This window comes from uncultured Marinobacter sp., assembly GCF_947488835.1.
GTDB lineage: Bacteria > Pseudomonadota > Gammaproteobacteria > Pseudomonadales > Oleiphilaceae > Marinobacter.
The window spans coordinates 83,969-109,549 of sequence record NZ_CANLBK010000005.1 but is presented as its reverse complement, the minus strand read 5'-3'; the positions used below and the strand labels follow the sequence as shown (position 1 = coordinate 109,549).

Genomic DNA, 25,581 nt, shown 5'->3' with positions numbered 1-25,581 from the left:
CGGGTTGTCAGGGGTTTGTTACAAAATGTCAAACGATTGGGACAGTCTGTCAACGCACTTCACCTCTTGTAACGATAGCATTTAAGCCACAGGTTGAAGTAATGGATAACTCATCAAGGAGATGTTTTATGAAACCAGTCATTTTTGTACCGAGTACAGAGTTTGAGCGCAAAAACGTAGCAGCGCTGGCAGAATATCTTGGCGAGATTTACTACTGCTAATTGCTCAGTAAACCAGCTTATGACTTTAATAACCGGGCACTGCCCGGTTTTTTTCTGCCCCCAGGAAAGCTTCGCCGACAATCCTTCCCCTTGCTCGCCTGACTGGCAGTGTTAATGTATCCGCATCTGAACATTGTGATACCCGACGGAGACTGCCTGCCCATGAGTGTAATACTGAACCATCGAATTACCGGAGAAGGTGCCCCACTTATTCTGATGCATGGCGTTTTTGGCGCGCTGGAAAATCTGGGCGCTATAGCCCGTAAGTTCCATACAAACTGGCAGGTTCATGGTCTGGATTTGCGTAACCACGGCAGTTCTTTCCATGCCGACACCATGGACTACCCTTCCATGGCGGGGGATGTCATAGCGTACATGGATGAGCAGGGGCTCGACAAAGCCTGCCTGCTGGGACATTCCATGGGGGGCAAGGTTGCCATGCAGGTTGCTTTGCAAGCACCAGAGCGGGTGGAAAAGCTGATCGTTGCCGACATCGCTCCGGTTGCCTACAAAGCCGGGCACGATGCGATTCTTGAGGGCATGATGCGAGTCGATCTTGCAAGCGTACGTTCCCGCCGCGATGCCGATAAACAACTGGCTGAGTTTGTTGAGACACTAGGTGTCCGGCAGTTTTTGCTGATGAATCTGGAACGTATTCCGAACGAGGACCAGCCAAAAGACGGATCTGTATATCGGTGGCGCCTGAACCTGGAAGCGATTGATGCCTGCTATGCCAATCTGGCTGCCGCACCAGAAGGCGATACGCCCTATAAAGGCCCGGTTTTGTTTTTGAAAGGCGCTGATTCGGCCTATATTCAGGAAAAACATCGTGAGGAAATCTACCAGCTGTTCCCTGAGGCGCAACTGGAGGTGATTGATGGCACCGGGCACTGGCTGCATGCGGAAAAGACTGACACCTTCGTGGCGTTGTGTCAGCAGTTTTTGACGGGGAAGGATGCCGTTTAAGCCTTTAAAAAAACAACAAACACAGGTTGAGCGTATGAAGTGGTTGATGGGTGGGTTAGTGGTTTTGTTTATTCTTCTGGGTGGCCTTTTTATGGCGCCATCCCCTATTGATGCCAAAGCCTGGCAGCCGCCAGCCCCGGAATCCATGACGGGCTTGCTTACCCCGAATGAGCATCTACGGCAGGCGAAATTGTTGGCAAAGGGCCAGGTTTATGGCCCGGAAGACACAGCCGTTAGCTCCGAAGGTGTGGTTTTTGCCGGCACCCAAGACGGTTACATTGTGAGGGTGTTTCCCGATGGTCGGGTTGAAAACTGGTTGTCTACCGGAGGCCGCCCCTTGGGCATGGTGTTTGATCAGAGTGGCAACTTGATTGTCGCGGATGCATGGAAGGGGCTGCTGTCCGTGACGCCTGCCGGCGAGATTACGGTGTTGAGCACGGAGGCTGAGGGAGTACCCTTCCGGTTTACAGATGATCTGGATATCGCTTCTGATGGGCGCATCTATTTCTCCGATGCCAGTTCCCGTTTCTACCAGCATGACTACCTTCTCGATCTTTTTGAAATGCGCCCCCATGGTCGGCTTTTGCGGTATACCCCGGAAACCGGTGCAACCGAGGTTTTGCTGAGAGACCTGCATTTTGCCAACGGCGTTGCGGTGGCACCGGATGGCGATTACCTGCTGGTGAATGAAACCTGGAAATATCGCATTCATAAATACTGGATAAATGGCCCGAAAGCTGGCCAGGCAGAGATTTTTGCAGAAAACCTGCCAGGCTTTCCCGACAATCTTGCGGTGGATGACCAGGGTAGGTTCTGGGTAGCCTTTCCTACACTCCGGAATGCCAATATTGATAAGTTACACCCCAAACCCTGGCTCAAAGAACTGGTTGCAAAACTGCCGCAGAGCTTTCAGCCTGCACCTCAGGAATATGGTCTGGTGGTAGCGTTTAATGGGGAAGGAGAGGTCATCACCAGTCTGCACGACACCGAGGGCAAACATTTGCAGGAAATTACGTCGGTTAACCCCCACGGCGATTACCTGTATTTTGGCTCATTGCACAATGATCGCATCGGGCGTTTGCCGTTGCAGGATGTTCCGGGCCTTGGAGAGCGGTAATGACCGAACAGAAGCCAATACAATGGGATCTTCCTGACCCCTATACCCTTGAGATCCAGGTGGTTGAGGAGGATACCGACGAGTTGGGACACGCCAACAATGTGGTCTATGTGCGCTGGCTCGAAGACGTCAGCTGGGCGCACATCAAGAGTCTCGGTATGACCTGGGAACTACATGAAGCCACTGGCAAAGCTATGGCAATCACCCGTACAGAGATCGATTATCTTGCATCTGCCAACCCGGGTGATCGGCTGATTTTGGGCACTTGGCTTACCGGCTTCGACGGCCGTTTTCGTTCTGCACGGCAGTTCCAGTTGGTGCGGCCAGCCGATGGAAGAACTCTGGTGCGGGCAATGTCGACACACGCCTGCGTGGATTTGAAAACCCAGCGCCCCTCCCGGGCACCGAAAGAATTTGCCGGCATCTTGAAAGCCGCCAGTGTAGAGGGCGGGAAAGGTTTGTAAGTTGGTGGTCAGTCACTATTACTGTCAACTTCTGGTAGTCTGAAAAGAGAATAAAGCGCCCCATCCAAATCAATCACTATCGGCACCCTTTGCGGAGATACCCATGGATACCCCCATTGATCAGCATTCTGAATCGTCCATGAAAAAGGTGGTCTACCACCAGTTTGGTGAGCGTGATGTTCTGGACGTTGTCAGCTCAGAGATTCCATCGCCACAACAAGGTGAGGTGCTGATTCGTGTCCACGGCGCCGGAGTGAATCCTATCGACTGGAAAACCCGCAAGGGCTTCGGGTTTGTAGCCCAGCAGATAGAAAGTTCTTTGCCCTGGACTCCAGGCTACGATGTGGCTGGAGAAGTTGTTGCCATCGGTGATGGCGTAACGACCTTGGCACCCGGCGACCGGGTTATGGGGTTGGTGGGTTTTCCATTGAATGGCGGGGGCTACTCGGAATATGCGCTGGCAACAGCAGACGAGCTGGCCGTTGTGCCCGAGGAGCTTGATCTTGTAACCGCAGCTGCCTTGCCGCTGGCAGCGCTCACAGCCTGGCAGGCGCTGTTTGAGGTGGCAGAGCTTGCGCCTGGCCAGAAAATCCTTGTGCACGCAGGCGCTGGCGGTGTGGGGCACTTGGCGGTGCAGTTTGCACTTGCACATGGCGCTCACGTTATTGCCACGGCCTCTGCAGGCAATCGTGATTTCCTTGCGGAGCTGGGTGTGCACGAGGTGATTGACTACAACACCACAGATTTTGCTGACGAATGCTTTGGGCTGGATGTTGTGTTGGATCTGGTTGGCGGTGAGACCGGCAAACGCTCCCTGCGGACACTTGGGGAGAACGGTGTGTTGGTTACTATTCCTACGGTTACAGCCGATGAGGTTATCAGCGCTGCCGAAGCCCAAGGGCTGAAGGCTTACGGCATGACCGTGCGCCCGGATGTGTTTCACCTTGATGAAATTGCCGAGCTGATTGAAGACGGTGATGTGAAGGTGCACATTGAGAAGGCTTTTAAGCTGGATCAGGCGGCACAAGCCCACGAACTACTTGAGGGTGGGCATGTGCGGGGCAAGCTGGTTCTGGATTGCAGCTAGCCCTTAAGTACTTTTGCTGAATTCAGCTTCTGGGAGACGAGCTTTCTGTTGAGGCGTCGCCCTCTGAAGCTGAGGGCTCCTTCCCGGGGGCCGAAGGCTCTTTGCCCATGGCCGAAGGCTCCTTACCCATAGCTGAAGGCTCTGCTCCTTCCCCATTGCTTTCTCTGCTTTTCCGTTCTTTGCGGTCTTGTGGTGGCACCAGGCTTATCAGGATCCAGTCATCATCTGGCTTCAGATCATCCATGCTACGTACCGGTTTTATGCGGCTCTTGCTGTCAAATACAAACAGTACCAAGGCCTGTCCCTGGTACTTCGCCAGAAAGTCGTTGTATCCAAACTCTTCGCTGAGCTGGGTGGTTTTTACCGTGTACCCCTGGCTCGCCAGGCTCGCAAGTTTGGCGTAGCTCACGTCGTCGAACAGGCCACGAGTCATCTGAATCTTCCCTGCGGTCTGGTGCCGTGCCTTCTGATCCTGGTCGCCTTCCGAAAGGCTGAATACGCTGGTGTCACCGAACCAGTCCAGGAAGTGATATGTGGCCAGCGAGTTCATGTGCTTGTACGGAGAGATAACCAACAGGTTGCCGATTCCAGTGAGATCAAGGTGAGTTGAGGCATGCTCGGAAATCGGGTTGCCGAAATACACCTTCAAGTTGTCCATCCGCGCCTGGCGCACGTTCTCCCAGTTGGTGTCCGCCAAAGCGACTGGAACCTCATGTTTTTTGAGCGCCAGGCCAATCATGCGGGCCACCGGGTTAGCGCCTAAAATCAGGAAACCATACTCAGCCGGTTCGGTCACTTTGAGCAACCGGGCGATAGGCCTTGCAGTCAGGCTTTGCAGCGTAACTGTGGCAATAATCAGTACGAACACCATGGGCACAAGAGCGGCTGCGCTTTCGTAGCCGAGGTTTTGAAGCTGGAAGGCGAATAGGGCAGAAACAGCAGCCGCAACAATGCCCCTTGGCGCAATCCAGCTTAAGAACAGCTTTTCACGCAAGTTCAGATCAGTGCCTATGGCCGAAATAAACACGCTGAGTGGCCGTGCGACCAGCATCAGAACAGCGAGAACCACGGCCAATCCCCAGCCCAGATCTGCAATGGCGGCAAACTCTACCCGGGCAGCGAGGATGATAAACAAAGCCGAAATCAGAAGTACGCTCAGGGACTCCTTGAACTCCAGAATGCTGTCGACAGAAACCTGCTTCATATTGGCCATCCAGATGCCCATAACCGTAACGGTGAGCAGGCCGGACTCGTGGGCCATTTCATTGGAGAAGGCGTAGACACCCAGCATAAAGGTAAGTGTTGCGGCGTTGTGCAAGTAATGAGGCATCAGGTGTTTGCGCAGCACCAGGCCATTCAGATAACCCGCCAGAGCACCAGTGGTGAAGCCAATGACCAGGGTTTTACCGAAGATATACAGGGAATGGCCGAACACGTTGCCCTGACCCCATGACACTATGCCCTCGAATACCAAAACAGCCAGCAAGGCACCTACCGGGTCAATAATGATGCCTTCCCAGCGCAGGATATTGGCCAGTTTGGCGCTCGGGCGCACAGAGCGAAGCAGGGGCGCGATAACAGTTGGCCCAGTGACAACAGAAATTGCACCAAAAAGCATGGCAACAGCCCAGGAAATCTCCAATACCCAGCGTGCTGCCAGTGTGGCAATAATCCCGGTAACAACAGAACCAACGAATATGAGATTGCGGGTCATTTTGCTGTGCCCGCGAATCTCATCAAAGCGCAGGGTCAAGCTGCCTTCGAACAGAATGATGGCAACCGCCAATGAGACCATGGGAAATAGCAGGTCACCGAATACTTCGTCGGGCTTCAGAAAACCCAGTACCGGGCCCACAAGAATACCGCCGGCAAGCAGAAAAAGAATGGCAGGCACGCGCACACGCCAGGCAAGCCATTGAAACGACAGTGAAAGAATACCAATGATGGCAAGAATCAGGACTGTGCTGGCTGGCATAAGGATCTGGAACCCGTGTGATTATTGGTTAGCGCGTTTTGCAATGCGATTTAACAGCCGGGAAGCTGCAAACAGGCCAAAGCTGGCTGTAACAGGGCAGGCGGCGCCAAAGCCGGTGGCGCAGTCTAGCCGTGTGGGGCCCGAGGTTGCAGGCTTTTGCAGGCAAATTTCGCCATCTCCGGCAGGATATGTGAGTTGTTCAGTTGAGTATACGGCCTCGATCCCAAATCGCCGCTTTGGATTACGAGAAAAACCGTATTCCCGGCGCAGAAGATTACGAACCTTCGCCAGCAACGGATCCTGTGTGGTTTTGCTGAGGTCTGCCACCAGAATTTTAGTGGGATCTGTTTGGCCACCCGCGCCTCCGGCGCAGACGATGGGAATCTTGCCCCGCTGGCAGTGGGCAATCAGGGCCGCTTTGGGTTTCACGCTGTCTATGGCGTCTACCACCGCTGTTATGTCCGGGGTGATCAGCTCGGTCAGGTTTTTCAGAGTGAGAAAGCCAAAGTGAACACGGATATCGGCATGGGGATTGATGGCTTTCAGCCGATCCGCCATGGCATCGGTTTTGGTGCGTCCGTACTGGCCTTCCAGAGCATGGAGTTGGCGGTTGGTGTTGGATACACAGATATCATCCATGTCGACCAGTGTAATGGTGCCAATTCCACTGCGGGCTAATGCCTCAGCCGCCCAGGAACCAACTCCGCCCAAGCCGATTACAGCAACGTGGGCATCGCGGAAGGCGTGCAGGGCGCGGCGCCCGTACAGGCGTTCGATGCCGCCAAAGCGGAGAGCGTAGTCATCGGTGTTCATGGGGTCTCCGTTTGGATCCGGGTGCTAGCCGGATGAAATCAGGGGCGCGATTATACCCTAGTGTCTGAGCAGACATGAAACAGGTGAAAAAAGCCACGCATGGCGTGGCTTAATCAGGAATGTCTGGCTAAGGCCTCAGCCAGCCCAGTGATCATCCCCCATATCCATAAGAGTGTCCTTTCCGCTCTCAATATCGCTCAACAGCCAGTGAATTTCCGGCAACAGCTTTTCAAAATAGAAGCGGGCAGACACTAGCTTGGCCTCCAACAACGGCTTGTTACCTTCCCCGGCGGCAAGCTGCTGGCTGGCAACATTCGCCATGCGCGACCACATATAGCCGACAACCGTCAGCGCCATCAAACGTAAATAAGGTGTGGCTGCTGCGCCGGCCTGCTCAGGATCTTTCGGGGCGTTGGTTGCCAGCCACATGGTGGCTTTTTCCAGCGCACCCATGGCACCTTTCAGGTCTTCGCGATGAGGCGCTTCCGGGTTGTCCTTCAGGTAGCTTGAGAGTACACCAAATAAAGTGCGCACAAGCTGCCCGCCTTTCAGGCTCAGTTTCCGGCCTACCAGATCCATTGCCTGAATACCGTTTGTACCTTCGTAGATGCGCGCAATACGGCCATCACGAACCAGCTGCTCCAGCGGCCAGTCGGTAGTGAAGCCGGAGCCGCCAAGTACCTGTAGCCCCGTGTTTGCATTATTGGCGCCCTCAAAGTTCATCACGCAGGTGGCGGAGCCCTTGATGCCCATTTTGTGTTCCAGCCCACCGCAAAATGCCGGGTTGCGCTCACCGGATTCCGGAAGAAACTTGGGCACGATAAACAGGGAAATGCCTTTGGTGGTATCCGGCGCGCCGGGCAACTTGGCTAGCACCAAATGCACGATATTGTCAGTGAGATCGTGTTCGCCGCCGGTAATCCAGATTTTGGTGCCTTCAATGGCGTAGCTGCCATCATCATTCGGCGTGGCGCGGGTGCGAATCATACCCAGGTCGGTGCCACATTGGGGTTCTGTCAGACACATGGTGCCTGTCCATTCACCGGAGATCAGCTTTTCCAGATAGGTTTGCTTCAGTTCGTCAGAACCGTGGGCGTAAAGAGCGCTGATGGCACCATGGGTCAGCCCCGGGTACATGCCCAGAGACAGGTTGGTGGAACACACCATTTCATCCACTACAAACTTGAGGGTGTGGGGCAGCTGCAGGTGCACAGCCCGGCTGAGACCGCCGGGAATCTGTTGTCGGTTATTGGGGGGATAGCGCACAGAAGGAGAAAAGCTGGGATGGCTCAGATTTGACCTGGTAATGGGCAGCTAAAGCGGCAGTAAGCCGAAATGGGTGTGGAAAGTCAGCGTATAAACGGGTTCAGCAAACGAGTGAAGGTGCCCGTCAGCTTCAATGGAGCACTCAGAACCGAAAGCGTAATGCAGTCCTCTGAACCCAGTGCGATGGGCTTGTGTTCATCCTGTTCATTCAGAACCACAAAGTCCCATTGGTTGAATACGCCTTTCTGGTCAGAGAACATTCCCTGCAACACGATGGTTGTTTCTGTGCCACGATGGGTGTGAGCGGGCGCCTTGCCCCCTGCTACCAGTTTCTGTAAGACAACCTGCTCATTCTGGCCCGGAAACTTTTCGGTAATGTCCAGAACGCTGACATCCCCCAGTTGTCGTTTCCAGGGCAAATTGTTGATGTCTTCACCTAACAGTTTCTGGAGAAGGCTCGTTTTGGGCGGTACGGTCGCTTGTGGTTTGAGCTCCGGAGAGCTGTCAATTCTGGCAAGAATATCGTCGAACATCGCCCCGGAAACGCTGACTTTCGGCTGCTGCTCCATCATCACAGCACCAAGGCTGTCGAGGGTGTCAACCTGGCGGCGGCAATGTGAGCATTTATCGAGATGGAGGCGGATGCACAGAGCGTGGGGTTCGCTCAGGTTGCCCGCACTGTATTCCATCAGGCTCAGGCTATCGGGGTGATGCCGTGTCATACGTTCTGATCCTGCAAAATCACTTTCAGTTTGCTTAGCGCCAGGCGCACCCGGCTCTTCACAGTGCCCAGGGGAATGTTCAGTTCGTCGGCCACTATCTGGTGGGACTTCTGCTCCATGTATACCTTGGCAATGACCGTAATCTGATCTTCAGGCAGCTGGCTGAGCGACTCCCTTACGCGCCGCTCAGACATGAGCCGGTGCAGAGAGGTTACCGGTTGGTTGTCGTCTTCTCCGGGAATCTGCCAAAGATCTTCGGTTTCAACCGCCATTTCAACACTGGTTCGGCGCATCTTGCGCAACATATCAATGCGCTGGTTACGTGCGATGGTGAAAATCCAGGTGGAGGCTGCGGCTTTTTGCCAGTCATAAAGGCTGGCCTTGCGCCAAATAGAAACGAATACTTCCTGAACCAGCTCATCTGCGTGACTGGCCATGCCGTTTGCCATAGCGTAGTACTTGAGCTGTGGTGCGAAGTGCTCAAACAAGGAGTGATAGGCTTGGCGGTCCTGGCTTTTCCCCACCTTCACCAACAACTGGCTCCAGGGGTCCTTTCGGCCCTCGGCGCGTGCTGGCTGTTGATCCAGTGTGGTCACCGGACGCTCCTTGACTGTTGCATGATGTATGTTTGTTACGGTATTCATTCTATGCACTCGCCCCGAGAATGTCAGTCACCGTATTTACGGGGCGGATTTCAGTGCGGATCAGTCTGGTATCGAAAGAAACGCTTATTCTTCGAGATAGGTGTATCCCTCAAGCCCGGCAGCCAGCTCTTCCAGCAGCGCGGATTGAATACCTTCAGGCAAGCCGCTTGAAGCAAACTTGTTGCGGTAGGCTTGCAGCAGGTTGTTGGGCTCGAAGTTAACATACCTGAGCACATGGGCCACCGTGTCGCCGATAATGGGCGTATTGATATCATAGCCCCCGGCTTCGTTCAGGCGCACGTCTACAGAATGCGTGTCACCAAACAGGTTGTGCATATCCCCCAGGATTTCCTGATAGGCGCCGGTCATAAAGAAACCCATCAGCAAAGGCTCGCCAGGCTTCTCTTCGGGCAGGGGTAGGGTGGTTTCCGTGCCTTGGCCATCCACATAGCGATCGATACGACCATCCGAATCACAAGTGATGTCTTGAATAACGGCTCTGCGGGTAAGCGGGCGGTTAAGACCATTCACCGGCATTACCGGGAATATCTGGTCGATCCCCCACACATCCGGCAATGATTGAAACAGCGAGAAGTTTACAAACAGCTTCGCAGCAAGCTTTTCGTTCAGCTCGTCAATGATTTCACGGTGGGCACGGCTGTTTTTGTCCAGTTGACCATGAAGCAAACGACAGCAGCGGATATAGAGTATTTCCGAATCTGCACGTTCCTGCAGAGACAGCGTACCGTGGGCGAACTGGCCGTGAACATCTGACATGGCGTGTAATACGTCGTGATAGATTTCTGCCAGCGAGCGTGGAGATTCCGGGTCTTCCAGGCTTTTAAGGTCACGCCAGAGATCCTGCAGAGGTGCCGGTGCATCCTCCTCTGGCTGTTTGGAAGAGTGATCTTCCGGTTCCTCATGGTCGATTACGTTGGTCACCAGCACGGAATGGTGTGCGGTCAGAGCCCGGCCGGATTCGCTGATCAGATCTGGATGCGGAAGGTTGTAACGATCACACTCAGCTTGCAGCACGCGCACCACGTTGTAGGCGTACTCATACATGGTGTAATTCATGGAGCAGGCGCTACGGGAGCGAGTGCCTTCGTAGTCAACGCCTAGCCCTCCGCCAATATCCACAGTGTTCACCGGGGCACCCATGTGTCTCAGTTCGCTGTAAAAGCGCGCACATTCCCGCAACCCGGTCTGAATATCGCGAATATTGGCTATCTGGGAACCCAGGTGGAAGTGCAGAAGTTGCAGGGTATCCAGGGCATCGGCCTGGCGCAGAGTGTTCACCACATCCAGAACCTGGCTGGCAGACAAACCGAACTTGGACTTCTCGCCGCCTGTGTTCTGCCAGTTACCCTTGCCAATGGTGGCCAAGCGAACCCGAACACCAATAAGGGGAGAGACCTCCAGCTTTGCGGCTTCTTCCAGGATCAGCGGCAGCTCTGATTGTTTCTCCACCACAATAAACACTCGGTGGCCCAGCTTCTGGCCGATAAGCGCGAGGCGGATGTACTCTCTATCTTTGTAGCCGTTGCACACGATAACCGAGCCAGCTTGCCTGGCCAGTGCCAGCACAGCCATAAGCTCTGGCTTGCTGCCGGCCTCCAGGCCGATTTGGCCGTTGCTGGCAGCCGGTTCGGCTGCAATCAGCTCTTCAACCACTCGCCGCTGCTGATTGACCTTGATGGGGTAAACCGCGGTGTATTGCCCTTTATAGCCATGCTCAGCGGTTACTTTGTTGAACGAATTGCACAGCTTGTTCACCCGGTCGTGAAGGATGTCTGTAAAACGGATCAGCACAGGCAGTTGAAGCCCGGAGCCCACTAACGAACGAGTCAGCTCCGGCAGATTGATCTCCGCCTCGTTCTTGCCTCGGTTTGGCCGAATAACAACCTCACCCTCCGGGCTGACGCCGATATAGCCATCGCTCCATTGGGTGATGTTATAAACCTTGTGGGCCGGTGAGGCGCTGGTGTTGCTCATGGATACTATCCTTCTGAAAACCGGGGGCCGGGCAGGCCGGCTTAATGATTGGTATTGTAGGGTTTAGCCATTGCAGCCGAAAGGGCCTGATTCAGTAGATGACGCTGTAACACCGGCAAACCTCAACAATTGCCAACAAACACTATGGCTGGCCGACACAGGCCCCTACAATACACGTTTTGACCATTGCACCAGGGTTTTGCAGGAGAGCATCATGACAACGCTGAATAAAGATTGGTTCACCGAAGTATTCCAGGATCAGGGAACCGCCTTCTCCCTTCAGGTGAAGAAGAAACTGCACGAAGAGCAGACACCGTTTCAGAAGCTGGAAATCTACGAAACCGAAACCTTCGGCAACCTCATGGTGCTGGATGGCTGCGTAATGCTGACCACCCGGGATAACTTCCTTTACCATGAGATGATGACCCACCCGGTGCTCTTTACACATAAGAACCCGAAAAAGGTAGTGATTATAGGTGGTGGTGATTGCGGCACATTGAAAGAAGTGCTGAAACACCCCGACGTTGAAGAGGCATGGCAGGTTGAAATCGACGAGCGTGTAACCCGCATGTCTGAAGAGTACTTCCCCGAGCTGTGTGAATCCAATGATGACCCTCGAGCCAACTTCTTCTTTGGCGACGGCGTTCAGTGGATGCGGGAAGTGGATCCAGGCAGCATCGATATCATCATTATCGACAGTACCGACCCGGTAGGCCCTGCAGAAGGGCTGTTTGCTCTGGATTTCTATCGCGACGCCATGCTGGCGCTGGGTGAGGGCGGCATTATTGTGCAGCAGAGCGAATCGCCGTTACTGCATACCGATACCATCATCAAAGACATGCACAACGACATGCGCAAAGCCGGCTTTGATCATGTGCAAACCTTGCCGTTCCCTCAGCCCGTATACCCCACCGGCTGGTGGAGCTGCACCATGGCCAGCAAAGACAATCCGCTGAGGTATTTCCGCGAAGACGACGCCAATAAACGCCCCTTCGTGACCCGCTATTACAACAGCGGCATTCACCACGGAGCGCTGGCTATGCCGCAGTTCATGATCGACGCCCTTGAAGATGAGACACGTCCGGGTGAAGGTTAAGATTTAGCTCCGCTTGAAAAAAAGGGGTGCCATTTGGCACCCCTTTTAGCATGGATAGCATCTGTATCACTTCCCGGTAACAAACTCCGGATAAGCCTCCATGCCACACTCAGACAAATCAACGCCCTCGTACTCGTCCTGTTCGCTGACTCTTACTCCCATTATCGCCTTGATGATGCCCCATGTCAGCAGGCTGGCGAGGAACACCCAACCGAAGATGGTTGCGGCGCCAATCAATTGCCCGCTGAAGGTTGCATCGGCGTTGGTGACAGGTACCAGCATCAGTCCGAGCAAGCCGCATACGCCGTGAGCCGAGATGGCGCCCACCGGGTCGTCGATACGCAGCTTGTCGAGAAAGATAACGCTGAACACCACAGCTACACCGCCCAGGCTGCCCCAGAGCGTTGCAATCAAGGCACTTGGAGTGGAGGGTTCGGCGGTGATAACCACCAGGCCAGCGATTGCACCGTTAAGGAGCATGGTTAAATCCGCTTTACCGAACAGTAGGCGACCGGTTACCAGGGCGGCTATGGCGCCACCAGCGGCAGCTGCGTTGGTGTTGAGGAATACCATTGCAACGGAGTTGGCACTGGCGATATCCCCCAGTTTCAAAACAGAACCGCCGTTGAAACCAAACCAGCCCATCCAGAGGATAAAGGTGCCCAAAGCAGCCAAGGGGAGGTTAGAGCCAGGTATTGCGCGAATTTCGCCCTTGGGACCGTATTTGCCTTTCCGTGCGCCCAGCAGCAGTACACCCGCAAGAGCGGCGGCCGCGCCTGCCAGGTGGACGATGCCGGAGCCGGCGAAGTCACTGAAACCAAGGTCGCCCAGGTTATACAACCCGAAAACATCCTTGCCGCCCCAGGTCCAGGAGCCTTCCAGAGGGTAGATGACGCCGGTCATTACTACTGCAAAGGCGAGAAATGCCCAGAGTTTCATTCGCTCCGCAACGGCGCCGGATACGATCGACATGGCGGTGGCGACAAATACCACCTGGAAGAAGAAGTCCGCAGCGCTGGAGTAAATGGCACCGCCCTCAAAGCCATCTTCACGGCTTGCAAAATCTCCCAGAACTGCTGCAGCATCGGTTTGCTCAATGCCGCTCAGCAGAAGGGTACCGTCGTACATGATGGCATAGCCGCACACCAGATACATGGTGCAGGCAATGGCATAGAGTGCGACGTTTTTGGTGAGGATTTCAGTAGTATTTTTAGCTCTTACCAGCCCGGATTCGAGCATGGCAAAGCCGGCGGCCATCCACATTACTAATGCGCCGCACATCAGAAAATAAAAGGTATCTATTGCATACTGCAGGTGAAAAACATTGCTTTCCATAGGAAGCCCTCCGCACAAGGCACTTCAGAGTGATTTTTTTGCGTTGGTTTGTTCAGGTAATCAGAACCGAATCAGACCGCTTCTTCGCCGGTTTCGCCTGTCCGAATTCGAATCGCCTGTAGCAGTTCGGTCACGAAGATTTTGCCATCGCCAATCTTGCCGGTGTTGGCAGCTTTGGTAATAGATTCGATAACCTGATCCAGCAGGTTGTCGCCAATAGCGACTTCCACTTTCACCTTTGGCAGAAAATCCACCACATACTCTGCGCCACGATAGAGTTCCGTGTGGCCCTTCTGCCGTCCGAAGCCTTTCACTTCGGTGACGGTAACGCCTTGTACGCCAATCTCGGATAGTGCCTCTCGGACATCATCCAACTTGAAAGGCTTGATGATCGCTGTCACAAGTTTCATTGCTTTCTCCTTGGTAAAACCGTCCCAACATAAGAGGCCACCGGCCATTCGTTGAGTTCGGAGTGCTGCTGCTCTGCACGTCAACTGTGCGGATTGCGTACAAGAGCTATAGCACCGGGTGTGCCAACGCAAAAAAATACATTTAAATCATGTCGTTAGATTCTTTGATTGTAGGTTGGTATTAGTCCTAGAACCAGTTTGCGCACCAGAATAGGGCACTCTGCCATCCCGTGAGCCACAACGGAGCAAGCCAAGGGGCAGGCAGGGTTATTATAGTGCTCACCACGCCTAGTATGGCAGGGCTGGCGGTGTGATACACTCTTGCTAACAGGTCGCGGCTGTTGTCTTTCGGCCGAAACCGGACATTATTTTAATCAGTGAGGTGACGAGTGAAAGGCCCACAGGATATTTTTGCACAATTACAGGGGCAGTTCGGGCAATTTGTGCCAGATATGGCCCGTGCCGCCAGAGACGATTTTGAAACCCAGGCCCGTGCTACGGTCATGGCGGTACTGTCTCGTCTGGAACTCGTGACTCGCGACGAATTTGATGCCCAGCAAGCAGTGCTTATGAAAACCCGTGAAATGGTAGAGTCCCTCGAAAAAAGAGTGGTTGAGCTGGAGAAGTCTGCGAAAGCTCAGTAAGTTCATTTTAACCCCGGCAGGAAGCCGGGCTAAGGTGGGTCGGTCAGTCCAGGGCCCGCACTGATTATTCAGAAACCATGGAAGGTTGTTATGCTTGCCGTTGTTCATTCCCGCGCCATTATTGGCGTGTCCGCACCCGAGGTCACGGTTGAGGTTCACCTCTCAGGAGGGCTCCCCGCGCTTTCGATTGTTGGCCTACCAGAAACCGGGGTGCGTGAAAGCCGCGAACGGGTAAGAAGTGCGCTATTGAACGCAGGTTTCGAATTTCCAGCCAGAAGAATAACCATCAACCTTGCCCCCGCAGATCTCCCGAAAGAGGGTGGGCGTTTTGACCTGCCCATTGCTCTTGGCATCCTCGCCGCCTCCGGACAGATTCCTGCCGAAAGCCTTGCTGCCTTGGAGTTCCTTGGGGAACTCTCCCTCGATGGTGCACTTCGCCCGCTAAAAGGCGTGTTGCCAGCGGTTTTGGCAGCGCGGAATGCCGGGCGGAGTTTGCTGGTGCCCAATAGCAACGCTGAAGAAGCGGCGCTTGCAAGCCATGATGATGTGCTGGCAGCGGGGCATATACTGGCGGTTTGCGAGCACCTGTGCGGGCGCGCCAGATTGGTGCCTGTGCCCCGCACAAAGCCTGAACCATTTGCTCTTGCGAGTATGCCTGATTTGGCGGATGTGCGTGGCCAGAGTGTCCCTCGCCGTGCACTGGAAGTGGCTGCCGCTGGTGCCCATAATTTACTCTTTTTTGGCCCTCCAGGAACCGGGAAGAGCATGTTGGCCAGTCGGTTACCCGGAATCCTGCCGGACTTGAGCGATGATCACGCCATGGAAGTGGCCAGCGTGCACTCGGTCGCCGGGTTGGGAGTAGGAGAGGGCGGTTGGCGCCAACCGCCGTTCAGATCTCCCCATCACACCGCTTCCGCTGTAGCGCTGGTGGGCGGGGGCAGCAGCCCGAAGCCGGGCGAAATCTCGCTGGCACACCGAGGAGTGCTTTTTCTTGATGAGTTGCCGGAGTTTGAGCGTCGGGTTCTGGAAGTGCTGCGTGAGCCCATGGAAACTGGTGAGATTTCCATCAGCCGCGCGGCGCGGCAGGTCACTTTTCCTGCTCGATTTCAGGTCATCGGCGCGATGAACCCCTGCCCATGCGGTTACAGTGGGCATCCCACCATTGAATGCCAATGTACACCGCAGCAGGTGATGCGTTATCGCTCGAAAATTTCCGGCCCGCTGTTGGATCGTTTCGATTTGCACGTAGAAGTGCCTGTGCAAAGTGGCGATGTGCTGATGCAATCCGGCGGTGACGGCGAGCCCAGTGCCGTGGTGCGAGAGCGGGTAGCGCTTTCCAGAGAGCGCCAGGCACAGCGCGGGTGTGTGAATGCGACCTTGTCCGGCCGCGAGTTGCAAAAGGCCTGTCGCCTTGAACACACCAGTGAAAAGTTGCTTTCTGGCGCCATGGAAAAACTGGGGCTATCTGCCCGGGCGCTGCACCGGATACTGCGGGTTGCCCGCACACTGGCGGATCTTGACGGGTCGGATTCGGTTACTCAGCCTCACCTGATCGAGGCCCTGGGCTACCGACAGTTTGATCGTCAAACCGGAAAGAGTTCTGTGGTATCCGCCTGATTCTTTCTACTCTGGTAAACTGTATGCAAATACCGTTAACAACACCCATAGCCGGGGGTTAAGGATTGCAGATGACTGATCAAAAAGAACCGCACGACCTTGGCGACGAAAATCCATCGAAACAAGCAACAAGCGACTCGCCGATTACAACTCGTCGGGGCGTTCGTAGTTTTGTGTTGCGCCAAGGGCGCATGACGGAAGGCCAGAAAAAGGCCTACGAGCGCAGTTGGCCAAAGTTTGGCTTAAGCCGTGAAAACGGCATGATTGATCCGCGTCAGGTGTTTGGCCGCGATGCCATGCTCAACCTGGAGGTCGGTTTCGGCATGGGTCGTTCCTTGGCGGACATGGCTGAAGCGGCGCCGGAGCAGGATTTCATTGGAGTGGAAGTTCATTTGCCGGGCGTGGGCGCTTTGCTCAAGGAGATCGAAGAGCGAGGCCTGGAAAATATCCGCGTTTACAACATAGATGCTAACGATGTGATCGATCTATGCCTACCGGATGCTTGCCTGGATCAGGTTATGGTTTTCTTCCCGGATCCCTGGCACAAAAAGAAGCATCACAAACGCCGATTGGTTCAACCTGAATTTGTTCAGCGTATCCGCCACAAGTTGCGTGTGGGCGGCATTCTGCATCTGGCTACAGACTGGGAAAACTACGCAGAGCATATGATGGACGTAATGGGCGAGTCGGAAGGTTTTGCTAATACCCAGGAGCAGGGCGAATACTCACCGCGACCGGATTATCGCCCAGTCACCAAGTTTGAAAAGCGTGGGGAAAACCTGGGCCACGGTGTTTGGGATTTGTTATTTCACCGCACCAACTAGGTTTCACGTTCTGGCAGTTACCCCGGTGCCAATGGCTGGCGCCGGGCAGCACGAATAATCACCAGCCCTGCAATGCCGAGTGTAAGCGCCGTAAATTTGGTCAGGGAGCTGATAGTGGCTGCAAGACTGATGGCATCTGTGGGTGCGTCCAGGTTGTTCAGCAGCAGAACATTCTCTGTCGCATCCGCCAGACCGGCCAAAATAAACAATGTTCTGACCCAGCGGGCAGCGGTCCGCTCACGAATGCCAGGTCGGTCGAGTGTGCAGTGTCGGGTTAGCAGAATCAGGGTCAGGCAGTAGACAGGAATGAAAAAGAAATCGAGCCAAAGGGACAGTTTGGCCCATCGCAGACCCTCATCTCCCCAGCTTTGTACAATCGCCAGCGCGTGCTCAGCACCCCCCGCTAGCTGAAAGCTTACAATTCCTTGATGCGCAGAGCCGGTTTTCAGGGGCTGATTAATCAGTATTAGTGCAGCGAGTAACACCGCCGTTGCGATCAGGCAGCCTTTCAGACGTTTGGGAAAAGCCAACAATCGTTTTGCCGTGTTCATTACAGAAAACGCTCCAACAGGCTGTTCAGATACCTTTGCCCCAAGCCGGTGGCTTGCAGTCGGTCATCAATCAGCAGTTTATCATCACGCAACGACTGAAGTTGTACCTCAATGGATGATAAGGGTAAACCCGTACGCTCATAGAAAAGACGTTCGTCCACCCCTTTGCGCAGGCGCAGCGCGTTCATCAGGAACTCTAAAGGGAGCTCGGCGGCCTCAATAGTGTCGCTTCCTGCGGTGCGACTGCCAATTCGGTTCAGGTAGGCCTCTGGCTGCCGTGTTTTCCAGTAACGCTTTATGGTGCCGTCGGGAAGACTGATTTTGCCGTGGCCTCCTGCGCCCAGTGCCAGGTAGTCCCCGAAAGTCCAGTAGTTAAGGTTGTGCTTTGAGGCCTTGCCTTGCTGACACCAGGCAGATACCTCGTAGTCACTGAATCCGTGCTGGTGCAAAAACTCGCCACCGCGCTGGGCAATCTCCCAGAGCAGGTCGTCGTCTGGCAAGTCTGGCGGTCGACTATAGAACTCTGTATTGGGTTCAAGAGTCAGCTGGTACCAGGAAATGTGAGGAGGCTCATGACCCATTGCTGTCTTGAGGTCGTCAAGCGCCTCACTTGGAGTTTGGTCGGGGAGGCCGTGCATCAAGTCCAGGTTGAAGTTATCGAAGCCGGCTTTTTTAGCAGACTCGATCGCTCTATGTGCCGCCGTGCTGTCGTGAATCCGGCCGAGAGCTTTCAGGTGAGCCGGGTTGAAGCTTTGCACACCGATAGACAAGCGGTTGATGCCGGCATCGCGGAAGGCCTCAAACCGGCCTTCTTCCAGAGTGCCCGGGTTAGCTTCCAGAGTGATCTCTGCATCGGGTGCAAAGCTCAGCCGCTCCCGCAGCCCTTTAAAAAGATTTTGGTAAAACCCACCGCTCATCAGCGAGGGTGTCCCACCACCTATAAACACGGTTTCCACCGTGCGGCCTGATGCCAATGCTATATCCTGATCAATGTCTTCAAACAGCGCATTCAGGTAAGCGGATTCCGGTATGTCGCTCTGAACAGCATGGGAATTGAAGTCGCAGTAGGGGCATTTGCGCACGCACCAGGGTACATGAATGTACAGGCTTAAAGGTGGTGTGACCGGCGTGGGGGTGAGTGTGGCCAAGGGGCTCAGGCCTCGGCCTTGAGCTGTTCCATCAGCAACGCCAAGGCCCGGCCCCGGTGACTGATCCGGTTTTTTTCATCACGGCTCAGTTCCGAGGCGCTGCACTTCTTTTCCGGGCAAAGAAAGATGGGGTCGTAGCCGAAGCCGCCGTCGCCCTGCGCCGCCCTGAGAATCGTGCCCGGCCAGCGTCCATGGCAAACAATGGGGGTCGGGTCGTCTGCATGGCGCAAGTACACCAGCACACAGTGGAATTGCGCACCGCGTTGGCCATCGGGCACATCAGCCATGGCCCCAAGGAGCGCATTAAGGTTGTCCAGGTCGGAAGCCCTGGCCCCTGCATATCGTGCAGAGCGAACCCCGGGCGCGCCGCCCAGCGCGTCCACCGCCAGACCGCTATCGTCAGCCAGTGCAGGCAAGCCGGTTTCGCGTGCGGCATGGCGCGCTTTGAGAATGGCGTTTTCTACGAAGGTAACCGCTGGCTCTTCGGCTTCACTCACTCCCAGTTCGCCCTGGGGCACCGGAATAAGATTCAGTGGCGCAAGGAGTTGGGTAAATTCGCTGATTTTGCCTTTGTTGTTACTGGCAATAACGAGTTGCTCGGGCATAGTCTGCTCAGTCGCCAAAAAGTGTGTGGGCAAATCGTACCGGCAGGTCTTGCTTATACCCGGTAGGGCGAGCGGTAACGTTGAATGTCATCAGCTCGCCGGATGAGTACTGGTACTGGGCAATAAAATACACGGAGTCACCTTCCTGTATTCTACGAAAGGCTAGAAACTTCACTTGCTGAATATCGTTTGAAACCTTGCCTTCTACCTGACCGGATACGGGCTCAATAGCACCGTTTGTGCCTTCCTGCATAATGGAAATATTGACGACGCCAATACTTCTGCTGCGCTGCAGGTTGTTGGCTTTTGCAACTTCAGGTGTCAGAAAGGTACTTGGAAACACGCTCCAATGAATCTGATAGTCTCCAAAATCTTCTGATCCGGCCAGAGCAGGAAAGCTCACAACAACGGCCAGGAGGGCGGCTGCCGCCATGGCAATAATGTTGTGCAGGGCGTTGGGTTTCATTATGTCTTCTCCCGGGTAATGCGGTAGATCGCGATCTCACCCAACAGGTTCGGCCAGAAACGCGCCAGCCAGTTGTTCTGGTGTTGACCGTCCACTACGCGACGGCTTTTGATGCGTATGCCTTTCTCTCGGCATAGGGCTTCAAAATCCTTGAAGGTACATAACCGTATGTTGGGGGTGTTGTACCACTTATAGGGTAATGCGTCGGACTCGGGCATGCGACCGCTGAGGGCCAGCCCCCAGCGCAGTCGCCAGTGTGCAAAGTTGGGGAAGGTCACTATGCCTTCGTCGCCAAGGCGCAGCATTTCATCCAGCACCTTGTCTGGGCGGCGAACTGCCTGCAGCGCTTGCGTCATCAATACAATGTCGAAACTGTTGTCTTCAAAGTTGTCCAGGCCCTGGGTATCCAGGTTCTGCTCAATCACTGAAACGCCGCGGTTCATGCAGGTCGTTATGTGGTCGGGGTTAATTTCCAGACCAAACCCGCTGGCATTGCGTTCCCGCTTGAGGTAATCGAGCAAGGTGCCGTCACCACAGCCAAGATCCAGTACATGGTGGCCAGGCTTTACCCATTGCTGGATGATTTCAAGATCCGCTCTCATGCGCCCACCTCTCTGGCAACACGATCCATGTATGCGGTAAAGATATCAGTATAGCGAGGGGTTGGAATCAGGAATGCATCATGGCCCCAAGGCGCATCAATTTCTGCATAGCTGACTCTCCTGCGAGCAGCAATCATGGCGTTTACCATTTCCTCGGAGCGGGCCGGAGTGAAGCGCCAATCAGTGCTGAACGAAAGCACCAGAAACTCACATGTGGCTTTGGCCAGAGCTTTCGAAAGATCACCGCCAAATTCATAAGCGGGGTCAAAATAGTCCAGCGCGCGGGTCATCAGCAGGTAGGTATTGGCGTCGAAGATTTCAGAGAAGCGCTCGCCTTGATAGCGGAGGTAACTCTCTACCTGGAACTCGGCATCGTAACCAAATTTGTAAGCCTGATCTCGCAGCTCACGGCCAAACTTCTCGCCCATGGAGGCATCGGAGAGATAAGTGATGTGGCCTACCATCCGAGCCAGCATCAACCCACGGCGGGGCAGTGTGTCGAAATCGAAGTAGCGGCCATCATGAAATTCCCGGTCTGAGGTGATTGCCTGCCGCGCGACTTCATTAAAGGCGATATTCTGAGCTGTGAGCCGTGGGCTGGAGGCAATAGCCACCGCATGTTTCAGCCTGTCCGGGTAATCCAGACTCCATTGCAATGCTTGCATGCCGCCCAGAGAGCCACCTACTACCGCTGCCCAACAGTCGATTCCCAGGCGATCCGCCAGCAGTGCCTGGCTTTTGACCCAGTCGCCAACGGTGACTACGGGGAAATCCGGGCCGTAAGGCTTGCCTGTGGCAGGGTTGGTCGAGATGGGGCCGGTGCTGCCGTGACAACCACCAAGGTTGTTGAGGCAGACCACAAAAAACCGATTGGTATCAACGGGCTTGCCGGGGCCTATGCAGGTGTCCCACCAGCCGGGCTTGCGGTCGTCCATAGAATGATAACCGGCGGCGTGGTGGTGACCACTCAACGCGTGGCAGATGAGGACAGCATTGCTGCGGTCGGCGTTAAGTTCGCCGTAGGTCTCAACCACAAGATCGTATCGCTCCAGTGCTTGGCCACATGCCAGTTCAATGGGCGTTTCAAAATGGTACGTCTGCGGGGTGACTACCCCGACAGAATCCACAGGCAGGGAATCGGGCATTGGCGCGGCAGGTTCCTGGTTCGGTCCGTTAAAAACTGCTTTGCTGGTAAGGGCAAAAACCTGTACCAGCAGAGCAGTTTAAAGGCGGGTCGTCATACCTGCAACCAACAGACTGTATGAGGGTCAAGCGGCGGGCTAGAACCCGCCTGATATGTTGACCACTTTTTGCTGAATCATGGTTGGCGCAGGCTTACGGATTTGCCGTTGCATGGCATCTGCCAGTTCCAGCTGACGGCGCAGGTCCATGATGGTGTTGTGGAGTCGTTCGCGCTCGGTGCGGCTGTCACGATCGCTTCTCACCATATCCTTAAGGCGACGGATTTGATGCTCCAGCAGCTGTTTTTGCTCCATGGAGTACTGCATGATCGGTAGCAGCGCTTCTGAAGGCCAGCGCTCTACATCAGCGCGTACACGGGCGTGCAGGGTTCTGGCTTCGCTCACCATGACATTAAAAAAACGTTGTACCAGGACAGACTGCTCGGTCAGCAGGTTTTTGGGGCTGGCGCGGAAACGCCGGGCTTTTTTGCGCAGTTCTCTTATAGCAATAACATGGCGGCCGGCGCGGAGAGGAATAGGCTCCAGGTGGCGGGCACGGGTATCTTCGTTGTAGCGACGGTATATAGCACCAACCATTTTCTCGGCAAGGCGCCCCTCACTCAGTAGGTTGCTGAAGTCGCCTTCAAGTAATTCGAAAAATTGCTCCATGGCGTTGTTCATGCCCGCAGTTGTCCAGCTTTTTGTCATGGATTTGCGGATTTTTTCGGCATGGGCTTCAAACCGGTCTTCGTCTACCAGCTTTTTCAACATATCGCCTTGAGATGCCATAAGCCGGCGGCTTGAGCGCAACGTGATCAGCTTTTTATAGTAAAAGTCGTAATCTTTCTGGGAACGGTCGGCCAAGCGAGAAAGGGCTGCTTTGTCCATGGTGACGCCGGAGCAGGCCTTGAATTCCTCATCAAGGGAATCCAGCCGGTTTTGCATGGCGGCCTGGCTGTTTTGCAACATACCCAGCAGATCGTTGATCAGGCTTTGGGTGATCAGCTGCTCTTTATGCATCAGGATGCGTTGAATGATCAGCTGCTCAAGATTGCCAATGTTAGAGCGGGCAAACAGATCATTGTCTTTCCGCACTCTGGCAACCAAGCCCTGCTTTGCCGAAAGTGGGATGACATCTTGTTGGCGGATGCCCAAATGATCTGCGGTATAGCCGCGCACCCGTTCAATCGCATCGTGAGTGTGCTTCTCGCCCTGCAAGTCATCCCACAGCACGTCAATCTTGTTCAATACCGCAAAGCGACCGGCGCGGTGGTCGGCATGCTCGGTATCAATGAATTCCTTCCAGATAGTCATATCGCTGGCGGTGACGCCAGTATCGGCACTTAGCACGAAGATAATAGCGTGCGCGCGCGGTAACATGCTGATGGTAAGCTCGGGCTCGGAGCCGAGTGCGTTCAGTCCTGGCGTGTCGAGAATTCGTAAGCCGCGCTCAAACAGGGGGTGACGAATACTGATCTGGGCATTGCGCCAGGCAGGAATGAGAACCTTGCCCGGATTGTTTCGGTCTTGCTCCAGCATGCCTTCATCAAAGCCCAGAGCGCGTGCTTCTCCGGGTGAAACGCTTTTCACTCGAGCTACTTCACCCAGTACCTCGCGCATGATTTCAGGGTCGCGCTCATCCAGTTCATGTTTTACCCAGCGTTCTGGTTGCTTGCGCAGCTGCTGCAGTGACAATTCGCCGGTGCGGGTTTCGATGGGCAGCAGCAAAAGGTAGTTTTCGTTGGCGTTGCGATCAAAAAACAACTCTGTAGGGCACATGGTTGTGCGCCCGGCCTGTGAAGGCAGCATGCGCTGGCCAAAGTCGGAGAAGAACAGAGCGTTTATGAGTTCCGTTTTGCCACGGGAATACTCGCCAACGAATGCAATGGTGAGCTCATCTTCAATAAGCAGTTCAAGCCCATGGCGAATCCGTGCGCTGATGTCATCAGAAAACAGATTGTTGTCCTGGAGCCATAGCCGGTAACGGCCGATCTGGCGGATCAGCTCTTTTTTCCAGTTATGGTAGGCCTCTACCTGCTGGGTAAGGTTTCCCTGAAGACTCATCGGATATTCCCTCTGCACCACTTTCGGCATTCCCGCGGCTAGCTAAACCGGGATCCGTATGATGGACGAATTAATTAATTAATTACTTTTAATACTAACTTGTTCCCGTAATGTTTGCGGCCAGGCATTTTCGGGGTGTGTAGCGGTCGGTGGCAGGATTCTAATGGAAGTTGCCGCAAAATCAACAGGTTGAAGATGCGGCATGATATTCTGAAGTTTTGTGGAAAACTGTTACAGATTGTTGATTTGAGACGTAACCTACATTCCCAGCCCAATGGCGCCAAGGCCGACAGCCACTTTCATGTGGCCAATAACAACCGTGATAACGTTCAGAATCAGAAAAACGATAATGGGTGACAGGTCCAATCCGCCCATGGACGGCATCAAATTGCGCACCGGGCGCATAACGGGCTCTGTGATTTGTGCGACAAGCTGAATGGCGGGGTGGCTGCTTCCCGGGGCAATCCAGCTGACAACCACCACAGCGATAACCGACCAAAAGTAAATCTTCACGATCAGTTCCAGTACTGCGATAACGCCCCAAACCAAGAGTATGAGCGGGTTTATGGATGGAATGCCGCCGTTAAGGGCTACAAGAATCAGGAAGAATACGACTGCCTGAATGAGAACCGCCAGTACCAGTGCCGCACCGTCAATACCGCCCCAGCCAGGAATAATCCGGCGCATAGGACGAAGCAAAGGGTTTGTTGCTTTCACCGCGAACTGGGAGATCGGGTTATAGAAATCAGCCCGGGCCAGTTGCAGCAAAAAACGCAGCAGAATGATGGTCATGTAAAACGTGGACGCGATCAGCAGGATCGTAATCAGGATGTCTGCCAGCATGTAACCTGTTCTCCGTTGTCAGTGACTGTTTTGATCTTCGCCTGCCAGCTTTTTGGCCATTTCTTCCGAGCGCTTGTACGCAGCGTTATACGCTTTTTTAACCAGTTCGCGCATGCCGCCCTCTTCGAAGGTATGCACCGCCTGTTCAGTTGTTCCGCCCGGAGACATCACATTCTTCTTCAGTTGCGCTGGATCCTGCTCGCTCTTGGCGGCCATTTCAGCGGCGCCTGCCATGGTTTGAATGGCAAGCTGGCGCGCGGTTGCAGGGTCTACGCCTGCGTCTGTTGCTGCGGCCTCAAGGGCCTCCAGCATCAGGAAAAAATAGGCAGGACCGCTACCCGACAGGGCGGTTACGCCATGGAGCAAGGCTTCATCGTCAACCCACACCGCAATGCCGATGCCTTCGAAAACCGACTGCACAGCTTTTTTCTGGGCATCAGTGACGCTTTCGCTGGCGAATAGACCGGCCGCGCCCTTGCCCACAAGCGAAGGGGTGTTGGGCATGACTCTTACGATAGGCAAACCACCACCGAGCCACTCATCAAGAGTTTCGGCACCCAGACCAGCGGCGATAGAGACCATCAGAGGGCGAGTGTTCTGGGCAATGGGAGCTATGTCGCGACATACGTCGGCCATGGCTTGGGGTTTAACCGCGAGCACCACTATATCTGCTTGCTGCGCGCAGTACCGGTTATCGGTTGTCACACTGATTCCAAAACGCTTACGAATAGATTGCAGGTGCCCGTCGTCTGGCGCGCTGGCCCAAATGCTGCTGGCTTTGAAACCGCTATCCAGCATGCCCCCAATGATGGCGCTGGCCATGTTGCCTGCACCGATAAACGAAATGGTTGGTGATTTGCTCAAGGTCTGCTCCAGCGATTGTTCATTTGTATTCCGGTTCGGATAATAACAGGTAAGGGCCTGC

General features: G+C 54.6%; 25 protein-coding genes. 8 read left to right on the top strand and 17 right to left on the bottom strand.

Annotated features, from left to right (window positions below; all coding sequences use genetic code 11):
* Positions 1 to 383: 383 nt before the first annotated feature.
* The 4 genes from Q0824_RS15865 to Q0824_RS15850 all read left to right on the top strand — a co-directional run bounded on the left by Q0824_RS15865 (position 384) and on the right by Q0824_RS15850 (position 3,855).
* Complete coding sequence (locus tag Q0824_RS15865; RefSeq protein ID WP_298452949.1) at positions 384 to 1,187, top strand: alpha/beta fold hydrolase; 804 nt, start codon at positions 384 to 386, stop codon at positions 1,185 to 1,187.
* Between the two features lie 34 nt (positions 1,188 to 1,221).
* Entirely contained in the window at positions 1,222 to 2,304 is a 1,083-nt protein-coding gene (locus Q0824_RS15860) for an SMP-30/gluconolactonase/LRE family protein (RefSeq protein ID WP_298452945.1), read from the top strand.
* Positions 2,304 to 2,768 carry an acyl-CoA thioesterase gene (locus Q0824_RS15855; RefSeq protein WP_298452943.1) on the top strand — a complete coding sequence of 155 codons (465 nt, stop codon included), beginning with the start codon at positions 2,304 to 2,306 and terminating at the stop codon, positions 2,766 to 2,768. The genes Q0824_RS15860 and Q0824_RS15855 overlap by 1 nt, the downstream gene beginning before the upstream one ends.
* A gap of 103 nt (positions 2,769 to 2,871) precedes the next feature.
* Positions 2,872 to 3,855 carry an NADP-dependent oxidoreductase gene (locus Q0824_RS15850; protein WP_298452940.1) on the top strand — a complete coding sequence of 328 codons (984 nt, stop codon included), beginning with the start codon at positions 2,872 to 2,874 and terminating at the stop codon, positions 3,853 to 3,855.
* A gap of 22 nt (positions 3,856 to 3,877) precedes the next feature.
* Here the strand turns inward: Q0824_RS15850 and Q0824_RS15845 are convergent, their stop codons facing one another.
* From Q0824_RS15845 to speA, 6 genes are all read right to left on the bottom strand, one after another.
* Positions 3,878 to 5,830: a sodium:proton antiporter gene (locus tag Q0824_RS15845; RefSeq protein ID WP_298452937.1), complete on the bottom strand. Its 1,953-nt coding sequence runs from the start codon at positions 5,828 to 5,830 to the stop codon at positions 3,878 to 3,880.
* A gap of 21 nt (positions 5,831 to 5,851) precedes the next feature.
* Complete coding sequence (gene tcdA, locus Q0824_RS15840; RefSeq protein ID WP_298452934.1) at positions 5,852 to 6,643, bottom strand: tRNA cyclic N6-threonylcarbamoyladenosine(37) synthase TcdA; 792 nt, start codon at positions 6,641 to 6,643, stop codon at positions 5,852 to 5,854.
* A gap of 135 nt (positions 6,644 to 6,778) precedes the next feature.
* Positions 6,779 to 7,810 (bottom strand): acyl-CoA dehydrogenase C-terminal domain-containing protein, encoded by a 1,032-nt coding sequence (locus tag Q0824_RS15835; RefSeq protein WP_366521685.1) that lies wholly within the window; start codon positions 7,808 to 7,810, stop codon positions 6,779 to 6,781.
* Positions 7,811 to 7,992: 182 nt separating this feature from the next.
* Positions 7,993 to 8,631, bottom strand: a complete 639-nt coding sequence (locus Q0824_RS15830) for a ChrR family anti-sigma-E factor (RefSeq protein WP_298452928.1) — start codon at positions 8,629 to 8,631, stop codon at positions 7,993 to 7,995.
* The gene (locus tag Q0824_RS15825) at positions 8,628 to 9,227 is read right to left on the bottom strand and encodes a sigma-70 family RNA polymerase sigma factor (RefSeq protein WP_298452925.1); all 600 of its coding nucleotides are present in this window, start codon (positions 9,225 to 9,227) and stop codon (positions 8,628 to 8,630) included. The genes Q0824_RS15830 and Q0824_RS15825 overlap by 4 nt, the downstream gene beginning before the upstream one ends.
* 132 nt (positions 9,228 to 9,359) lie before the next feature.
* On the bottom strand, positions 9,360 to 11,270 hold the full coding sequence (gene speA / locus Q0824_RS15820; protein WP_298452922.1) for a biosynthetic arginine decarboxylase: 1,911 nt from the start codon (positions 11,268 to 11,270) through the stop codon (positions 9,360 to 9,362).
* Between the two features lie 214 nt (positions 11,271 to 11,484).
* Between speA and speE the strand changes: the two genes are divergently transcribed.
* Positions 11,485 to 12,366 (top strand): polyamine aminopropyltransferase, encoded by an 882-nt coding sequence (gene speE, locus Q0824_RS15815; RefSeq protein ID WP_298452919.1) that lies wholly within the window; start codon positions 11,485 to 11,487, stop codon positions 12,364 to 12,366.
* Positions 12,367 to 12,432: 66 nt separating this feature from the next.
* Here speE and Q0824_RS15810 read toward each other — a convergent pair whose 3' ends face one another.
* Together Q0824_RS15810 and glnK are read right to left on the bottom strand one after the other, a co-directional pair.
* On the bottom strand, positions 12,433 to 13,701 hold the full coding sequence (locus tag Q0824_RS15810) for an ammonium transporter (RefSeq protein WP_298452915.1): 1,269 nt from the start codon (positions 13,699 to 13,701) through the stop codon (positions 12,433 to 12,435).
* Between the two features lie 71 nt (positions 13,702 to 13,772).
* Positions 13,773 to 14,111 carry a P-II family nitrogen regulator gene (gene glnK / locus Q0824_RS15805; protein ID WP_200203395.1) on the bottom strand — a complete coding sequence of 113 codons (339 nt, stop codon included), beginning with the start codon at positions 14,109 to 14,111 and terminating at the stop codon, positions 13,773 to 13,775.
* 389 nt (positions 14,112 to 14,500) lie between these two features.
* Here glnK and Q0824_RS15800 point away from each other — a divergent pair, with 389 nt between their 5' ends.
* From Q0824_RS15800 to trmB, 3 genes are all read left to right on the top strand, one after another.
* Positions 14,501 to 14,755, top strand: coding sequence for an accessory factor UbiK family protein (locus Q0824_RS15800; RefSeq protein WP_298452910.1), 255 nt, complete (start codon positions 14,501 to 14,503; stop codon positions 14,753 to 14,755).
* Between the two features lie 90 nt (positions 14,756 to 14,845).
* Positions 14,846 to 16,372: a YifB family Mg chelatase-like AAA ATPase gene (locus Q0824_RS15795; RefSeq protein WP_298452907.1), complete on the top strand. Its 1,527-nt coding sequence runs from the start codon at positions 14,846 to 14,848 to the stop codon at positions 16,370 to 16,372.
* Between the two features lie 71 nt (positions 16,373 to 16,443).
* Positions 16,444 to 17,196: a tRNA (guanosine(46)-N7)-methyltransferase TrmB gene (trmB, locus tag Q0824_RS15790; protein ID WP_298452904.1), complete on the top strand. Its 753-nt coding sequence runs from the start codon at positions 16,444 to 16,446 to the stop codon at positions 17,194 to 17,196.
* 17 nt (positions 17,197 to 17,213) lie between these two features.
* Here trmB and Q0824_RS15785 read toward each other — a convergent pair whose 3' ends face one another.
* The 9 genes from Q0824_RS15785 to proC all read right to left on the bottom strand — a co-directional run bounded on the left by Q0824_RS15785 (position 17,214) and on the right by proC (position 25,520).
* The gene (locus Q0824_RS15785) at positions 17,214 to 17,747 is read right to left on the bottom strand and encodes a hypothetical protein (RefSeq protein WP_298452901.1); all 534 of its coding nucleotides are present in this window, start codon (positions 17,745 to 17,747) and stop codon (positions 17,214 to 17,216) included.
* The gene (gene hemW / locus Q0824_RS15780; RefSeq protein WP_298452898.1) at positions 17,747 to 18,895 is read right to left on the bottom strand and encodes a radical SAM family heme chaperone HemW; all 1,149 of its coding nucleotides are present in this window, start codon (positions 18,893 to 18,895) and stop codon (positions 17,747 to 17,749) included. Before hemW ends, Q0824_RS15785 begins: the two co-directional genes overlap by 1 nt.
* A gap of 5 nt (positions 18,896 to 18,900) precedes the next feature.
* Positions 18,901 to 19,500: an RdgB/HAM1 family non-canonical purine NTP pyrophosphatase gene (gene rdgB / locus Q0824_RS15775; RefSeq protein WP_298452895.1), complete on the bottom strand. Its 600-nt coding sequence runs from the start codon at positions 19,498 to 19,500 to the stop codon at positions 18,901 to 18,903.
* 7 nt (positions 19,501 to 19,507) lie between these two features.
* Entirely contained in the window at positions 19,508 to 19,933 is a 426-nt protein-coding gene (locus Q0824_RS15770; RefSeq protein WP_298453178.1) for a DUF4426 domain-containing protein, read from the bottom strand.
* 32 nt (positions 19,934 to 19,965) lie between these two features.
* Positions 19,966 to 20,568, bottom strand: a complete 603-nt coding sequence (metW, locus tag Q0824_RS15765) for a methionine biosynthesis protein MetW (RefSeq protein ID WP_298452892.1) — start codon at positions 20,566 to 20,568, stop codon at positions 19,966 to 19,968.
* Entirely contained in the window at positions 20,565 to 21,713 is a 1,149-nt protein-coding gene (locus tag Q0824_RS15760; RefSeq protein WP_298452889.1) for a homoserine O-acetyltransferase, read from the bottom strand. The genes metW and Q0824_RS15760 overlap by 4 nt, the downstream gene beginning before the upstream one ends.
* 135 nt (positions 21,714 to 21,848) lie before the next feature.
* Complete coding sequence (locus tag Q0824_RS15755) at positions 21,849 to 23,813, bottom strand: dynamin family protein (RefSeq protein ID WP_298452887.1); 1,965 nt, start codon at positions 23,811 to 23,813, stop codon at positions 21,849 to 21,851.
* A gap of 258 nt (positions 23,814 to 24,071) precedes the next feature.
* On the bottom strand, positions 24,072 to 24,656 hold the full coding sequence (locus Q0824_RS15750; protein ID WP_298452885.1) for a YggT family protein: 585 nt from the start codon (positions 24,654 to 24,656) through the stop codon (positions 24,072 to 24,074).
* An 18-nt stretch (positions 24,657 to 24,674) separates the two neighbouring features.
* Positions 24,675 to 25,520, bottom strand: coding sequence for a pyrroline-5-carboxylate reductase (gene proC, locus Q0824_RS15745; RefSeq protein ID WP_298452882.1), 846 nt, complete (start codon positions 25,518 to 25,520; stop codon positions 24,675 to 24,677).
* Positions 25,521 to 25,581: the final 61 nt, after the last annotated feature.

Coding starts and splice junctions, on each gene's coding strand:
- Q0824_RS15795 (WP_298452907.1), top strand. CDS start 14,846: ATGCTTGCCGTTGTTCATTCCCGCGCCATTATTGGCGTGTCCGCACCC.
- trmB (WP_298452904.1), top strand. CDS start 16,444: ATGACTGATCAAAAAGAACCGCACGACCTTGGCGACGAAAATCCATCG.
- metW (WP_298452892.1), bottom strand. CDS start 20,568: ATGAGAGCGGATCTTGAAATCATCCAGCAATGGGTAAAGCCTGGCCAC.
- Q0824_RS15850 (WP_298452940.1), top strand. CDS start 2,872: ATGGATACCCCCATTGATCAGCATTCTGAATCGTCCATGAAAAAGGTG.
- Q0824_RS15785 (WP_298452901.1), bottom strand. CDS start 17,747: ATGAACACGGCAAAACGATTGTTGGCTTTTCCCAAACGTCTGAAAGGC.
- Q0824_RS15860 (WP_298452945.1), top strand. CDS start 1,222: ATGAAGTGGTTGATGGGTGGGTTAGTGGTTTTGTTTATTCTTCTGGGT.
- Q0824_RS15835 (WP_366521685.1), bottom strand. CDS start 7,810: ATGGTGTGTTCCACCAACCTGTCTCTGGGCATGTACCCGGGGCTGACC.
- Q0824_RS15760 (WP_298452889.1), bottom strand. CDS start 21,713: ATGCCCGATTCCCTGCCTGTGGATTCTGTCGGGGTAGTCACCCCGCAG.
- Q0824_RS15750 (WP_298452885.1), bottom strand. CDS start 24,656: ATGCTGGCAGACATCCTGATTACGATCCTGCTGATCGCGTCCACGTTT.
- Q0824_RS15810 (WP_298452915.1), bottom strand. CDS start 13,701: ATGGAAAGCAATGTTTTTCACCTGCAGTATGCAATAGATACCTTTTAT.
- speA (WP_298452922.1), bottom strand. CDS start 11,270: ATGAGCAACACCAGCGCCTCACCGGCCCACAAGGTTTATAACATCACC.
- Q0824_RS15770 (WP_298453178.1), bottom strand. CDS start 19,933: ATGGCGGCAGCCGCCCTCCTGGCCGTTGTTGTGAGCTTTCCTGCTCTG.
- Q0824_RS15855 (WP_298452943.1), top strand. CDS start 2,304: ATGACCGAACAGAAGCCAATACAATGGGATCTTCCTGACCCCTATACC.
- rdgB (WP_298452895.1), bottom strand. CDS start 19,500: ATGCCCGAGCAACTCGTTATTGCCAGTAACAACAAAGGCAAAATCAGC.
- Q0824_RS15830 (WP_298452928.1), bottom strand. CDS start 8,631: ATGACACGGCATCACCCCGATAGCCTGAGCCTGATGGAATACAGTGCG.
- Q0824_RS15845 (WP_298452937.1), bottom strand. CDS start 5,830: ATGCCAGCCAGCACAGTCCTGATTCTTGCCATCATTGGTATTCTTTCA.
- Q0824_RS15755 (WP_298452887.1), bottom strand. CDS start 23,813: ATGAGTCTTCAGGGAAACCTTACCCAGCAGGTAGAGGCCTACCATAAC.
- tcdA (WP_298452934.1), bottom strand. CDS start 6,643: ATGAACACCGATGACTACGCTCTCCGCTTTGGCGGCATCGAACGCCTG.
- glnK (WP_200203395.1), bottom strand. CDS start 14,111: ATGAAACTTGTGACAGCGATCATCAAGCCTTTCAAGTTGGATGATGTC.
- Q0824_RS15865 (WP_298452949.1), top strand. CDS start 384: ATGAGTGTAATACTGAACCATCGAATTACCGGAGAAGGTGCCCCACTT.
- speE (WP_298452919.1), top strand. CDS start 11,485: ATGACAACGCTGAATAAAGATTGGTTCACCGAAGTATTCCAGGATCAG.